The following is a 13,994-nucleotide window of genomic DNA, read 5'->3' as shown; positions in this document are numbered from 1 at the left end:
GGTTTTTTTTGGGCATCAACATTTTACCTTCATTGCAGAGATACTAATGTTATCTACTTTTTTCAGTTCAAAGTAAACAAGCGACTCATTAATGTCTTGCTCTGGCTTTTAAATAGAAAGGTTAAACGGATAATTAATTTCATTAGGACGAAAATTTCTTTATAAGGTGCTTTAATACGATATTTCTGGTCAGTGCATTTTACAGCTTGGTATGTAATCTGATTAAAAACCGTTCAGATCAAATAAACCTGACTTCGTAGAGCGCACAAAAGCCGCTATTCCATCAGGTTTATGAGTATTTAAAGCGAGTCAGGAAAAACCCACAATGAAAATGCTAAGGCTTAAGTTTCATGGCATTGGTAATGTCATCGGCACTATGACGTTCCGCGACGGCTTCCCAAGCTTCCCCCCAAGAACGATTTACAATTCGGCCTCTTTGAACGGCAGGTCGATCAGCAATCTGATGGGTCCAACGGACCAGATTGGGGTAACTTTTCACGTCTAGGAATTCGGCAGCATCATAAACATTACCAAGTACCAGATTACCGTACCATGGCCAAATAGCCATGTCTGCTATGCTATATTCGTCACCCGTAATATAGGTATTTTTAGCTAACTGTTTATCCAGCAAATCAAGATGTCGTTTGATTTCCATTGAAAAACGATTAATTGGATATTCAAATTTCTCCGGCGCGTAGGCATAAAAGTGACCAAACCCACCGCCTAAATATGGCGCACTCCCGTGTAACCAGAACAACCAATTCATCACAGACGCTCGCTGCGCACCGTTGGTTGGTAAAAAGCTGTCAAACTTTTCTGCTAGGTACAAAAGTATAGAACCAGATTCAAACAGCATCGTGGATGCATCAACCGAATGGTCGACTAATGCGGGAATTTTGGAGTTAGGGTTAACCTCGACAAAGCCGGAAGAGAACTGGTCTCCTTCCATTATATTAATTAGATGTGCATCATATTCCGCTTCGCTTTTACCTATCGCAAGCAACTCCTCTAGCATGATCGTCACTTTCTGACCATTTGGAGTCCCCATAGAATACAGCTGTATTGGATGTTCACCGATAGGAAGCGGTTTATCATGCGTAGCCCCTGACACAGGACGGTTGATACTGGCCCATGTTCCACCACTTTCCGTGTCTTCAGACCAGACTTTTGGTGGTATATATTCATTTCCCATAATGTGCCCCTATCGTATCGTTGAATCTATTGTTGACGAATGATTCGCCATTGAGTGATAAAAATGTAGCTTGTTAGACGCAATTATTCAAGACTTATTTGAACGATTGTTCATTTTGGTACAAATTGACGTTTCTTATTTATTCCTACAGGAAGATAAATGATTAGAATCATAGAGAAGGAAGAAGGATTCATAATATTAATGGTTGATCTGATGAATGTATTTCATCAACTCCATTCGAGTTTCGTCGCTCACTTGGCTATGCCAAAAGCCACCAAGATAGGCGAGTAATGGAATACCAAACATCAAGAGTAAAAGAAGTATCAAAACGCCGCGTGAGGTAACATTCTTGCCTGTTGGCAGCCTTACTCCCAACGCCTTTTTCTGAGGACAAGCGCTGACACAACGCATGCAAGCCTGACACTCATCAGTACGAACGGTTTCTACAGTATGAACCTTAATTCTTGCCGGACAGGCTCGTGTGCACTTATCACAGTCCATCCCTTTGGTCTCATTTAAACAATGCGCTGTATCCCTTCTCACTTTGAGCGGACTAAAGAAACTCAATAAACCTAACACCGCGCCATACGGACATAAATATCGACAAAAGGCTCTGTCTTGCCATGCAACTAAGGCCAAAACCAAACCAATCAATATCCCTTCAATCAGGCTTGGTGTGATAAAAAACATGCCCATTTTGAGATCGGCTATTTTTTGATAGTAGCCATTGAGATAATGAGGCAGAGCATTGCTTGGCATAGCGAGAACGATGATATAAAGCAACCCAACAAGCAGCAAGTATTTCACCATTCTTAGTGGCCAGTCGACCCAACTTGGTGGCAAAAACTTACCCTTAAGGTAGCGAGTACGCAGTTGATATAGATAGGTGCCTGCATGACCAAGCGGACAGATCCACCCGCAAAAAGCGCGTTTACACAACACGCCACTAATCAATACGGTAAATAACATTACCGCTGCGGCTGGATGATTTTGGTCCCACAGACCTAGCATGATGATGGCTTTTAACTCAAGGCCACCTGCAATGGGTAAAAACGCATCCACCACATCTGGTCGAGTCAAACCAACAGTGACACCATTACCTAACAACGCGTAATAAACCACATACTGAATTCCAATCAACAACATAGACAGAGACATGAGATGTTGTATCCAATCTCTTAAGGTGTTTTCACGGGTCTCACCACGTGCTAATTCTGGTTGAAATCGATGTAATGCTATCACCGAAACAAGCCCGATAGCCGCGCCCAACATTAATGGCCAATAAAGCGTCGCCGCCAGAGCACCAAATAGCATAAGAATAGTGAGGATCATGCCCCACGTCTGCTTACTCCAGTACAGTAAATTTAAACAAAAAATCAAACCGCTCATTAAGATAACGGATTCTAAAATAGACATAATTCAACTCGTACGAGATACAACATCGTATGTAGATGTTTCGGTAATTACGGCTAGGATACTTATAAATTGCCGTCTAGAACAGAAAGGAATGGTCGCTGAAGTCAAATCCGTGAGCACCTTCGATATTAGTTATTCTTCATTTGACAGCGGTAGAAAATCGCCGAGAATTTTGGAACAAGCAAGAAAGAGTAGTATTTTTTTCAAGTTCTTGTTTCAATACCTTCATTCAACTTCGGCCCTCACTACTTTTACCTTAACGTGGATATTCATTAATGTCACAACACAGTATCAAATTTATTGCCGCCGATATGGACGGCACTTTACTCAACGACATGGGTAAACTAGATCCAAAATTTTTCGATATTTATCAAATACTAACAGACCAAGGCATTATTTTCGCCGCCGCATCAGGACGCCAATACTACAGCTTGATAGAGACATTCTACCCTGCCAATCATGACATGATGTTTATTGCAGAGAATGGAACCTTAGTGATGCATCGCGGCGAGGAACTTTATAGCTGCACCATCGACAAGCCCTCGGTTGAAGAGATTATCAATCAAGCACGCTCTATTGAAGATACGCATATCGTGTTGTGTGGTAAGAAGTCTGCTTACGTAGAGACCACATCACCACAAGCCATCAAAGAAATACAGAAATACTATCATCGCTGTGAATTTGTTGACGATTTACTCTCTGTTGAAGACGAATTCATTAAAGTCGCCATCTGCCACTTCGGCGGGTCGGAAGAACACCTCTATCCGATAATTAACAGCAAATTCGGCCATGACCATAAAGTGGTTGTCAGCGCAAAAATCTGGCTTGATGTCATGAATGCTGTTGCTTCGAAAGGAGCCGCAATTGAACATCTCCAAAATACGCTTGGTTTTAGCTTTGAAGAAACGATGAGTTTCGGCGATTACTTTAACGACGTTGAGATGCTTCAAGCAAGTTACCACTCTTACGCGATGGAAAATGCACATGAGAAAGTGAAGCAATATGCTCGCTACCGTGCACCAAGCAACCAAGAGTCTGGGGTTTTAACCGTGATTAACGAATACCTACAAGGGTGTAAATAACATAGGCCTAAGCGTAACCAATTAAGCCAAAATCTATTGACCTTAAAGGCTGGTTTAATTGGTTAATTTAAACATCAACTGCTCTGCGTCTAGTTTTGAAAGCGGCTTAGCATAGTAATAGCCTTGAGCATAACCACAATCGAGTTTTTTCAACAGGTCATTTTGCGCTTTTTCTTCCACACCTTCGGCCAAAATTTCCACATCAAGTACCTGACTCATCTTGATGATTTGTTTGACAAACTCTCTATCAACTTCTGTATTACAGACATTCTGAATTAATGAACGGTCCAATTTAAGTTTGTCTAATGACTGATGAAACTCTCGTATCATACTTAGGGACGAATACCCGGCACCAAAATCATCAATAGCGATACTAATTCCTAACGCTTTAACACGAACAATATTGTCATTTAAGGACACCAAATTTTTAGCAGAAGCCGTTTCCGTGATTTCAATTTCTACCAACTCGGTGGGACATTGAGTCTGATCTATAATCATTTTCAATCGGTCTGCGAATGTTGTCATTTCGAGTGTTTTAAACGAGATATTGATAGCTATTTTAGGAGGCTGTAATCCTTGTTCTCTCCAAGAAATTATCTGAGAACAAACCTTTTTGAAAACCCACAGGTCAAAGTCAAAGTGCAGTCCTATCTCTTCAGCAATTGTGACAAAAACATCTGGTGCAATATTTCCAAGTACATCATGCTGCCAACGCGATAGCGCCTCGAAACCGATAAGCTTCTCTGACGCGATCTCATATTGTGGTTGATAATGTATCTTTATTTTGTCGTTTTCAATTGCACTCGGCAGAGCATCAATAATGAGCTTATGAGAAAGTATATCGCCCAAGGTTTGAGACGTGGAAAACTGAATTTTTGATTCGCTATATTTTTTGGCTTCTAGCATCGCGGTTTCGGCGGCAATCTCTACGGCGTGAAAGCTATTATAACGAACACTATGCTCACTCACACCGATACTGAAAGACTTACTAACCTCGATGCCTCTTAACAACGTCAGTGGTTTATCCGCCAAACGACAAAGCCTCTCACAAATGGAGCTAAGGTAGGCATTAAACGCTTCATTAGACAGTTCATCTCGATTTTCTACTAAAATTCCAAACTTGGCATTATTGAAGCGAGCGACTAGATTGTCGCTTTCAACAACGTCTTGTATTCTTTTGGCAAGCACTAATAGATAGTCGTCACCAATGTCAAAACCATAGCGAAAGTTAATGGTAGAAAAATTATCCACATTTAAGAATATGAGTGCGAAGTTGTTTTTTTTGACATCTTGACTGGTCAGTAAATGCTCTGATCGAGAAGCGATTGCCCAGCCATTTGATAGACCAGTAACAGGGTCGACAGATCGGTTTTGAAGTATACGAAAAGAAATGCTATATGAATCACTCGTGCCTTCACAAACTTTGCAATGTAATTGCACAGGTATAGGATAAAAATAGGTATTTTTTACCGTTGCAGACACAAGTAAGCCATTTTCGTTTAGGTTTGCACTGGCTAAAAGTTGGCCTACAGAGCCATATTGTAGGGCACTTTGATCGGTCAATGTAATGATATCTTGAAGTTCCGTCCCTGCGATATCTAACTCGCTATGGCCAACTTGTTCTGTGAATACATCATTGCACGAAGCAACCAGACCTTGTTCTACCACCAAAACAGGCAGCAACATGTGTTCTATATCGTTCATTCACGCCTTCTGAGTTTTATAAGGAGAGATCTTATTTGTCTACCACCATAGAATAGCTCGGAGGTATTTAACATATTATTCTACTGCCATTGTCTACAGTTCTACTCTCTACCTATTTAAAACTAAGACAAACTCTTCAAGAGTTCAATTTATATTTTTATCTTGGGCGGTAAATTTTCTAATTTTATTCATTATTATACGCTGATTAGAGAATCAAAACGTCGATGATTTTTATCTTTATATTACAATGTATTATCACAATACCCGTTGTAGATGCTACTATATAAGGGATATTATTACTGACGCCTATTTTCAACTCCAACAACATTGACCTATTTTCAAACATTATGAATAGTAAACGCAAAGCATCAAAGACAAACTGGCGACGCTTAGGCGAAGCGCCAGACTATCGATTTTCTTTGGCAAATGAACGCACCTACCTAGCTTGGATAAGAACCGCACTCGCGCTTTTGGCTGGTGCGATAGCGATAGACCAACTCACACCTGAATTAGCAAACCCTTCCGTACGTATTTTGCTGTCGATATTTTTGTGTCTATGTTCCGGTTTGCTTGCGGTATTTGCTTACAAAAGGTGGTCTTCAAATGAGAAAGCCATGCGCAATAAAAGTGCCTTGCCCTACACTGGTTTCTTAAAGCTTATTAGTGCAGTAATGTTATTTCTCACCGTCACCATTGTGTTAACTATCGCACTATGAATCACAACGAGAGAGATCCTGGCTTGCAGCCTGAACGGACGTCGATGTCATGGCTGCGTACTCATATGTTGATGTTTGGTCTCGGGGCATTATTGATCCGAGTCGGCAAACATGGCGATAACTTAATATTGATGGTGAATGGTTTTATACTGCTCACGTTTGCTTTTATCGGCCTTTATTATAGCCGAAAACGATTTACCCAATTGCTCCGATATGATGAAGCAGTCGAAGATAGAGAGATTAAAGCGAAGAAGGTATTGAGTGTTGTGATTGCTGTGTCTGCATTGATCTATGCCGCATCTATCCTGTTTAGATATTTCTATTCACCATATTATCTATAGTAGATGCCTCTATTCTATTTCGACCTTTTCTTTTTGCTTCATAAAGTGCTTTATCTGCATCTGCAATTAAATGGTCCATTGTCATCCCTTCTTGATACTCCGCAACACCAGCACTAATCGTAACATTAGCTCTATCTAGACAAGGGTAGTTCTGCTTTTCAAACACCTTTCTAATTCGCTCAGTCACCGATAATCCCGACGCTATATCACTTGCAACGAAAAGACACAGGAACTCCTCTCCTCCCCAGCGACAAACATGATCGGTTTCTCGGCATTCCTTAACAAATATCTTCGATGCATTTTTAAGCACTCTATCACCACATTCGTGCCCATAGTTGTCATTAACACTTTTGAAATTATCGAGATCAAAGATAGCAACCGTTAACCTCTCTTTGCTTCGCTTCATCTTTTTAAGTTCGAGGGTAAACATCTCCTGCATCTTGCGACGATTCAATAAGCCGGTCATAGAATCCGTGTCAGCAAGTTCCGTTAACTTCTTATATAACAGTGCGTTTTGCACCACTAAACCAATCTGTTCACCCAAATAATAGAAAAACTCACTATCAAGAACGTCCTGGTTTTTTAGGCTATTGGTATAGACAACGGTAATTGCCCCAATGATTCCCTCCGCTGTTTTTAACGGGATGCTCACCATGTGAGTGACATCATGCGCCTTATAAATGTCCGCAAGACGGCGATTCGGATACGTTTCAATATCAATAATGAGAACCCTATCTTCTTCCATCGCTTTACCTGACAGCCCTTCTCCTTTATTAAAACTGGTCACCTCATCAAGTGATAAATTTAGGTCATTAAATACGTAACTCATCGAGTGGCTATCTTTACCTTCGTCTTTCAAAAATATGGCAGCCGTGTTCACCTTGAATGATTTTCTCAGTACATCCTCTATCGCAGGGTATAGATCTTCCAGTTTGAGGTTTTTAGCCGTATCACTAAGAAAGTCGAATAAATGGTTGAGTTTCTCTTTCTCTCTATTGATATAAAAGTTCTTCTCTCTGATCGTCGCTTTAAACATCCCAACTAAAAAAATCAAGTTAAACATTACCAGGAAAAGAAATGTGATGGTCGTCATGGTATTTTTATCAAACAGAGAATTTACTTTGCCAAACTCAATAATCGTAACAACCGTTCGCGCGACATGGAATAAAAGCCCGGCGCAGAACAAATAATAAACCTCTTGGGTTCTAGGAACATTATTTTTATCCTTCCAAAATCGTCGCATTTTAACCATGGCATAGCCATAAAATAACGTTAATAGACTGGAGATAAAGATAATTCTATACGCAGTATTAAAATCTATGTAGGTGAAATAGAAAAAATATACTGTATAGACAACGGTAATTGAAAAAAGAAAACGCTTGGAGACAACACTCTTTCTAAATTCAAAGCAAAAGGCAGCGTATATTTGAAAATAAAACCCAAGAATGAGCAGATAATTAGCAATAACAATGGAGATCAACTTAGGCCAACTAGACTGAGCCAACATAAAGCTGAATCCGATTAGTAACAAAACCGCAGAGCGTCGCCATTCCTTTGATACAGCACTACCTGCATTTTTTGAATTGCCGAAAGTAAACAACGTATTAACACCAGCGACAATAAACAGTGTTACAAGTAACGTAAAATTATCCATTTTTATTAAATTTGAGCCCTATAAAAAATAAAATGCAGCAGTATAGTCATATTTATTTTAATTTTTAAGAGTGTAGTCAATTAAAGATGGTTTTAAAACCCACAGATCAAAAAAACTGAACATGGCTTTTTAAGATATTGAAACTTGCCTCAGAGAGCAGTAGGAATATCATCGATCAATATGAAAATAATTTACGCATACTTTCAAAAATACCATAATGAAAATAATGACGTTATAATCATTGAATATGTGATGTAGTTTAGCAGTTTCTTAATATTTGTGTTCAGAAAACGAGTCGTAATCCATTTTTTTAGCCATTTCCATATCGAATTCAAGCACTGTCTTTCTAGCCAATATTCTAAATGGTAACGCTTTAATAAGCTCTTCAAAAGGTTGGATAGCAAACGCCCAGAAAATGGAACCATCAAAAAGGAAGATAATAATGGCAAGCAATGGCAGTGAAACAATCCACTGACCAATGAAGTTTATTTTGAAGACGGACTTAGTTTTTCCAACCGCTCGAAGAATATTGCCATGGACAGTATTGTAACCACGTATAAGAGGAAGGAGAATATACAGAGGGGCTATCAACGACATTGCCAAGTAGGTCTCTGTAGTAAGATCAGGATAGATGTAGCTGAATGTATAATGAAGACATAGGAAGAACAAACAACTAACGCTCGATATACCAACGGCAACATCAATGCTTGTGTCTACCGACTCTTTTAGATCCTCAAGTTTACTGGCCCCTATCTTCTGGCTAATTAAGATAGCTGAAGCATGAGACCAAGAAGTAATGAATTGACTCCCGGTTCGAATCCATGGATACAAAAGTGTAATCGCTACATACTCGTTAATATTCAATTGAGAGAACATCAACTGATAGATAGTAACACCAATAGCAAGAATGGTGATATTCGCTGCAAATGGGAGGATTTCATGTAAATGATGCCGAGTAGTATTAACAAAAACACGAATATCATCGGGTATCTTTAAACTTATGTGGTCATCCGAAACGACTGAGTAAATAAGGTAGCTCGTTCTCAGCATGATCGCAGATAAACTTCCAAGCGCCGCTCCCGAAACCCCCATATCAAACTGATAGATAAACATATAGGATAATGCGCAGTTAATAGGCAGTTCAATCAAATAACCTTTAAATGGGACAGATGTTTTTCCAGTACTGTTAAACAGCGTAATGATTGTTTGGGTTACCGCTGTAAAAAGAATGATGTAAACGGAGAAATTTAAGTAACTTTTCGCTTGTGATATCAATGACTCAGAATCAACTATCATTGCAATCAGTTCACTACCAAAGATAAGAATCAATGACATAAATACAGCCGCAAAGCTAATCGCAATGACCAATCCACCAAAATAAGCATTACTCAAACTTGTCGGTCGCCCACTACCAAAAGCACGACTTAAAATCATCTGTGTACCATTTGCCAATGCCATTTGAATACCAAGCACAAATGCAACAATTGTTGTTGCTACCCCCATCGCAGCGACTGATTCCTCTCCCAATGGAGAAACCAAAAATGTATCGATCAGTAACATCGACTGCATTAATAGTGCGTTTAACGCCAATGGCCAAGCCAATGAAAAATTACTTTTAATATACTTTTTTGATAACGTCATTAAAGCTTGCTTACTCAGACTTCACTTACGTCATATAGTAACACAAAAGATATTGAGCCCACATGAATCAGATATTATTAATACAGAAAAATCACTATTAACTACAACAAATTCAAAAACATTAAGTAAATATATTTTTCTATGACGCGTATTTCATGAAAACCAAAAGAGCTCGAATGTGTTAGTGACATAAGCTTGCAAGGTGTCGGACATAGACTCCAACTATATACTTATGAATAACCTTAGTTTTAATATAGATTTCATCGATTGTCCGCGGTATCATGAACGGTCGTTCATACCTTTGGAGAGAGGTTTTATATCATGAGTAAGTACGCTAAGTTCAATAGAGAAGATGTTATAGATAAAGCAACCAACCTATATTGGGAAAAAGGCTTTCACGGTACCTCAATGCGAAACTTACAGGATGTTGTTGACCTCCGTCCCGGTAGTATCTACGCAAGTTTTGGAAGCAAAGAGAACTTATTTAAAGAGGCCATTCAACACTATGCCGATGTCAGTGGTACTCAACTACAGCAGTATTTAGAAGAGTTCGACTCCCCACTTGAAGCACTTAAGCATTTTGTTAGAAATATCGTTATCGGATGTCAAAGCACAGCACCAAGCGGCATGTGTATGCTCGTAAAAACAATCGCAGAGCTCACCGACGAACACGAAGATTTGTTAAACCAAGCCAAAGAGAAAATGGCCGCCGTTGAATCTAAATTTACTGACATCATCCAAAGCGCAATAGACAAGGGTGAACTTGATAAATCAAATGATCCTGCGAAACTCGCTCGTTATGTACAGGTACAGATCATAGGGTTAAGAACTTATGTCCGTGCCAGTAACAACTTAGCAGCCGGTGATGAAATGATCGATGATCTGTTTAGCAACGGACCGTTTAGTCAATCTTGCTCATAAACACCATTGTTAATAACTGAGAAATTAGCAAAGAAGAATGCGATGTTAGTTAGTGCTCAGATCTCCAAAGGGACATATTGATAATAAAACGCCTGTGTGATCACAGGCGTTTTTTGCTTTAAAAACTTTTATACGACGTGGCGTAAAATGGTAAAACTGAATTTTTAAAATCTGGATACTACACCTATTCCAACGGAACAGATTCTTAACAAATACAGGTATCCATATGAAAAAAATTGCACTTAAGGTAGTCGGACTAACACTATTGGCTTCGGCTCTCACAGGATGTGTTGGTAGCAATGCCGTTACAGGTAAAGTCATGAAATTTAATGTTGAAGTAGTGGACAACCGCTATGCCCGCGCTGGTGTGAACTTTTTATTGGCACCTGTCTATGGTATCTCCATGGCTGCTGACTATGTCGTACTTAACTCATTGGAGTTTTGGACAGGAACAAATCCTATGTCAGGGTCTCCACACATATTTGACTCTAAGGCAGACACACATTTCAAAGTAAACGACGACCTAAACGATAGTTTAAAAGACGCACCTGTCGCACCTCTTTCTAATAATCGCACAATTGAATCTGGTAAAATGATTAAGATCGACAACAATACCGTGCAGATGGATATTGTTTATACCAATGGTGACGAAGCGATGCTAACTGGCATCAAAGATGGGGACAATGTAAGCTACTATATTGACGGCGAATTGGTCTCACAAACTACGATCTCAGAACTTAAAAGTATGAATAATAGTAACGCGTAAAATAAATAATCGACTCATGCTGCACTTTTTAAAAGTGGTAGCATAAGTCGATTTGATTATGTAGATAGTATTCCCTAAACGCCAAATTAATTAAATATTACTTACACCTTAAACTGAGAAAGTACTTGGTTTACTTCCACACCCAGTTTATTAAGATCTTCCGCAGAATCAGTCGTTGCCACCGAATACTCTAGTGTTTTACAAGAGATATCAGACATCATATTGACATTAATACTAACCTCATCTGCTGCCACTGCCTGCTGGCCTGCGGCACTAGAAATCAAGCCTATTGAGTCATTAAGCTCGGCAATATATCCATCAATGGAGACAAGCGTCTCTTCAGCTGACTGAACTCTGACCATTGTTTCTTCAGAATCCGAACAACACTTTGTCATTGCACTACTCGCAGTTTCAGATCGCTGCTGTAAACTGGCAATAATATCTTGAATCTCCGCGGTAGACTCTTGAGTTCTTGATGCAAGCGATCTGACTTCATCGGCAACAACAGCAAAGCCTCTTCCTTGCTCTCCCGCTCTCGCAGCTTCAATGGCTGCGTTGAGCGCCAATAGGTTGGTTTGATCTGCAATACTACGAATAACTTCAAGTACTGAACCAATTTTTTCACTATCTGAGCGTACGTCTTCTACTGTTTTACTGGCATCACGAAGCTGCTTGGACAAAACTTTCATTGAGTTTGCTGCGTCCAAAACAATTTTTGCTCCGTTGTTTGCTGTATCGGCAGTTGACTGAGACAAGTTAGCTACTTGGTCAGCACTGTAACTTACCTCTTTGGCACTGGCCGACATTTCTGTCATTGCAGAAGCCGCTAAATGAGCTTGTGACTGCTGTTCTCGGATTTCGTCCAGCGTGTTAACTGCATTGTTGCTTAATGCCTGCGACGAGTTATGCATACTAACCGAGGCTGTATTTAACCGGGTAATCGAATTTTGAAGTTTCTCAACAAATATATTAAATGAACGACTTAATACACCAAGCTCATCAGATCGAGTTTCATCTAAACGCTTAGTCAAGTCCCCCTCACCTACTGCAATATCATCCATAGCGTTGACGATCTGACTCAATGGTTTCGTTAACAACCTATTTATGAGCCAAACTATTATAGAGCAAGCCAGAGTTAATATAATTATTAAGGTACCAATCGAATACATCAATGTTTCTTGAACAGGATCAGTAATCGTATTTTTTTGCACCATAAATCCCAGATTCCATTCTAGATCTATCGTCGAATCGGATAATGATTCTACCAAAACAATATATTCTTGATTTTTGTAAACAACGGTAGCGACACTTTCGTCATTGGTTCCTATTTGCTTTAACAGACTAGAAAAACCTTCGGAATTTGGTACTAACTGATCAATTTGATCAAGAGTAGGCAATTTACTCATATCCAGATTTTTATTCGAATCGGGAAATGAAATGATTTGTCCGTCATCTGTGAACAAGAAACCATGACCTAATTGGTTGTATTTCATTTTATCTATCAGGTCATTTTTAATTGATGAACCTAAAATATCAATGCCGAGTACGCCAACCAATTTATCATCTGACGTTTTAACTACCGTCTTAATCGACGTAACAATACTGCCATCATTGGCATCAATTTCAGGTTTAGTAATAAATAATCTATCTTTGTTTAGTGCCTCAAACCACCACGGACGCTTACTTGTATAATAGCTAGCGTCATTATATCGTCCATTAAGATCAAAATATTCAAAAGTATTTGCCGGAGCAAAAAAAACGGATTTGATCATAGAGTCATGGGCAGAGATTGCTTTAAATTGCTCAACAATACTATTGTAGATTGGGTCACCATCAATATTAGAACCACGTACAGTATAGTCGGCAAACCAGTTGGTTATAAATGGCGAGGCTTGTAAAGAGCTAACGACTCGCGAACGCTCTCTAAAAAACTCATGGATAGCACTCGAGGTTTGGTCAGTGATTAATCGTACTTCTTGTAATACTTCAGTTTCAATCTGCTCCGCACGCTTACTTGTCCATATATACGACGTTACAATTGAAATTCCAACAAGTAACCCTAACACTGACAGTGTTACTTTTTTTGCGATTGAACTCATTATTATTATCTGCTTTTAGTATAAATATAGGGCCTATTAAACTACTAAGTTGACATTTTTCTAGTTTATTGAGCTTTATATTATAACTATTACAGATTAATGAATGAAGAGAAATAATTGATTTTGGTAGCATTAATAAGGAATTGCGCACTGATCTAACCAGTAGTGCGACCAAAAGCATATTAACCGAGATGAGACACTACTTTACATCAGCTCAAGTATGAAAATACAATGACATAAATTGGGAAATAAGAACCTCTCCCTATAGTAATGCCATTCACTTAAGAAAAAGTATTCGTCGTCATTCCCGTGAAAACGGGAATCTGGGTGGGTTTGGTATTGACCGCCCACATAGGTAACAGATCTGACCGGGCACATGGGTAACAGGTGTTAATGTGTAAGCTTCATAGAGGAGAAGCTTATGCCTTGGAATGAGACCTGTATCATGAGTCAAAGAACACA

Annotated in this window: 11 protein-coding genes; 5 read left to right on the top strand and 6 right to left on the bottom strand. The window is 39.3% G+C overall.

Annotation, left to right across the window (positions count from 1 at the left end; translation table 11 throughout):
* Nucleotides 1-334: 334 nt before the first annotated feature.
* A complete protein-coding gene (gene yghU / locus AACW90_RS09500) occupies nucleotides 335-1,192 on the bottom strand; it encodes a glutathione-dependent disulfide-bond oxidoreductase (RefSeq protein WP_390233589.1) in 858 nt (285 codons plus the stop codon).
* Nucleotides 1,193-1,390: 198 nt separating this feature from the next.
* Nucleotides 1,391-2,608: a 4Fe-4S binding protein gene (locus tag AACW90_RS09495; RefSeq protein WP_390233587.1), complete on the bottom strand. Its 1,218-nt coding sequence runs from the start codon at nucleotides 2,606-2,608 to the stop codon at nucleotides 1,391-1,393.
* Between the two features lie 275 nt (nucleotides 2,609-2,883).
* On the opposite strand from AACW90_RS09495, the gene AACW90_RS09490 reads away from it, so the two are divergent.
* The gene (locus AACW90_RS09490) at nucleotides 2,884-3,690 is read left to right on the top strand and encodes a Cof-type HAD-IIB family hydrolase (RefSeq protein ID WP_390233586.1); all 807 of its coding nucleotides are present in this window, start codon (nucleotides 2,884-2,886) and stop codon (nucleotides 3,688-3,690) included.
* A 54-nt stretch (nucleotides 3,691-3,744) separates the two neighbouring features.
* Here AACW90_RS09490 and AACW90_RS09485 read toward each other — a convergent pair whose 3' ends face one another.
* Nucleotides 3,745-5,394, bottom strand: a complete 1,650-nt coding sequence (locus tag AACW90_RS09485; RefSeq protein WP_390233584.1) for a putative bifunctional diguanylate cyclase/phosphodiesterase — start codon at nucleotides 5,392-5,394, stop codon at nucleotides 3,745-3,747.
* A gap of 347 nt (nucleotides 5,395-5,741) precedes the next feature.
* Here AACW90_RS09485 and AACW90_RS09480 point away from each other — a divergent pair, with 347 nt between their 5' ends.
* Nucleotides 5,742-6,110 (top strand): YidH family protein, encoded by a 369-nt coding sequence (locus tag AACW90_RS09480; RefSeq protein ID WP_390233582.1) that lies wholly within the window; start codon nucleotides 5,742-5,744, stop codon nucleotides 6,108-6,110.
* Nucleotides 6,107-6,451, top strand: coding sequence for a DUF202 domain-containing protein (locus AACW90_RS09475; RefSeq protein ID WP_390233579.1), 345 nt, complete (start codon nucleotides 6,107-6,109; stop codon nucleotides 6,449-6,451). The genes AACW90_RS09480 and AACW90_RS09475 overlap by 4 nt, the downstream gene beginning before the upstream one ends.
* Here AACW90_RS09475 and AACW90_RS09470 read toward each other — a convergent pair.
* Entirely contained in the window at nucleotides 6,420-8,105 is a 1,686-nt protein-coding gene (locus tag AACW90_RS09470; protein ID WP_390233576.1) for a GGDEF domain-containing protein, read from the bottom strand. The genes AACW90_RS09475 and AACW90_RS09470 overlap by 32 nt on opposite strands.
* 270 nt (nucleotides 8,106-8,375) lie before the next feature.
* A complete protein-coding gene (locus AACW90_RS09465) occupies nucleotides 8,376-9,746 on the bottom strand; it encodes an MATE family efflux transporter (RefSeq protein WP_390233574.1) in 1,371 nt (456 codons plus the stop codon).
* Between the two features lie 321 nt (nucleotides 9,747-10,067).
* On the opposite strand from AACW90_RS09465, the gene AACW90_RS09460 reads away from it, so the two are divergent.
* Nucleotides 10,068-10,667, top strand: a complete 600-nt coding sequence (locus tag AACW90_RS09460) for a TetR/AcrR family transcriptional regulator (protein ID WP_390233573.1) — start codon at nucleotides 10,068-10,070, stop codon at nucleotides 10,665-10,667.
* Nucleotides 10,668-10,893: 226 nt separating this feature from the next.
* Nucleotides 10,894-11,433, top strand: a complete 540-nt coding sequence (locus AACW90_RS09455) for a DUF3332 family protein (RefSeq protein ID WP_390233570.1) — start codon at nucleotides 10,894-10,896, stop codon at nucleotides 11,431-11,433.
* 101 nt (nucleotides 11,434-11,534) lie between these two features.
* On the opposite strand, the gene AACW90_RS09450 is transcribed toward AACW90_RS09455, so the two are convergent.
* A complete protein-coding gene (locus tag AACW90_RS09450) occupies nucleotides 11,535-13,532 on the bottom strand; it encodes a methyl-accepting chemotaxis protein (protein ID WP_390233567.1) in 1,998 nt (665 codons plus the stop codon).
* Nucleotides 13,533-13,994: the final 462 nt, after the last annotated feature.

The sequence above is a fragment of the Vibrio frigidus genome, from assembly GCF_042465995.1.
Lineage (GTDB): Bacteria > Pseudomonadota > Gammaproteobacteria > Enterobacterales > Vibrionaceae > Vibrio.
Note: the sequence above shows the minus strand (reverse complement) of the source record. Positions and strands in the feature narration are given on the sequence as shown.

Excerpts from the sequence above, each read along its gene's own strand:
- AACW90_RS09480 (WP_390233582.1), top strand. The coding sequence starts at position 5,742 with ATGAATAGTAAACGCAAAGCATCAAAGACAAACTGGCGACGCTTAGGC.
- AACW90_RS09470 (WP_390233576.1), bottom strand. The coding sequence starts at position 8,105 with ATGGATAATTTTACGTTACTTGTAACACTGTTTATTGTCGCTGGTGTT.
- AACW90_RS09460 (WP_390233573.1), top strand. The coding sequence starts at position 10,068 with ATGAGTAAGTACGCTAAGTTCAATAGAGAAGATGTTATAGATAAAGCA.
- yghU (WP_390233589.1), bottom strand. The coding sequence starts at position 1,192 with ATGGGAAATGAATATATACCACCAAAAGTCTGGTCTGAAGACACGGAA.
- AACW90_RS09475 (WP_390233579.1), top strand. The coding sequence starts at position 6,107 with ATGAATCACAACGAGAGAGATCCTGGCTTGCAGCCTGAACGGACGTCG.
- AACW90_RS09465 (WP_390233574.1), bottom strand. The coding sequence starts at position 9,746 with ATGACGTTATCAAAAAAGTATATTAAAAGTAATTTTTCATTGGCTTGG.
- AACW90_RS09490 (WP_390233586.1), top strand. The coding sequence starts at position 2,884 with ATGTCACAACACAGTATCAAATTTATTGCCGCCGATATGGACGGCACT.
- AACW90_RS09455 (WP_390233570.1), top strand. The coding sequence starts at position 10,894 with ATGAAAAAAATTGCACTTAAGGTAGTCGGACTAACACTATTGGCTTCG.
- AACW90_RS09485 (WP_390233584.1), bottom strand. The coding sequence starts at position 5,394 with ATGAACGATATAGAACACATGTTGCTGCCTGTTTTGGTGGTAGAACAA.
- AACW90_RS09495 (WP_390233587.1), bottom strand. The coding sequence starts at position 2,608 with ATGTCTATTTTAGAATCCGTTATCTTAATGAGCGGTTTGATTTTTTGT.
- AACW90_RS09450 (WP_390233567.1), bottom strand. The coding sequence starts at position 13,532 with ATGAGTTCAATCGCAAAAAAAGTAACACTGTCAGTGTTAGGGTTACTT.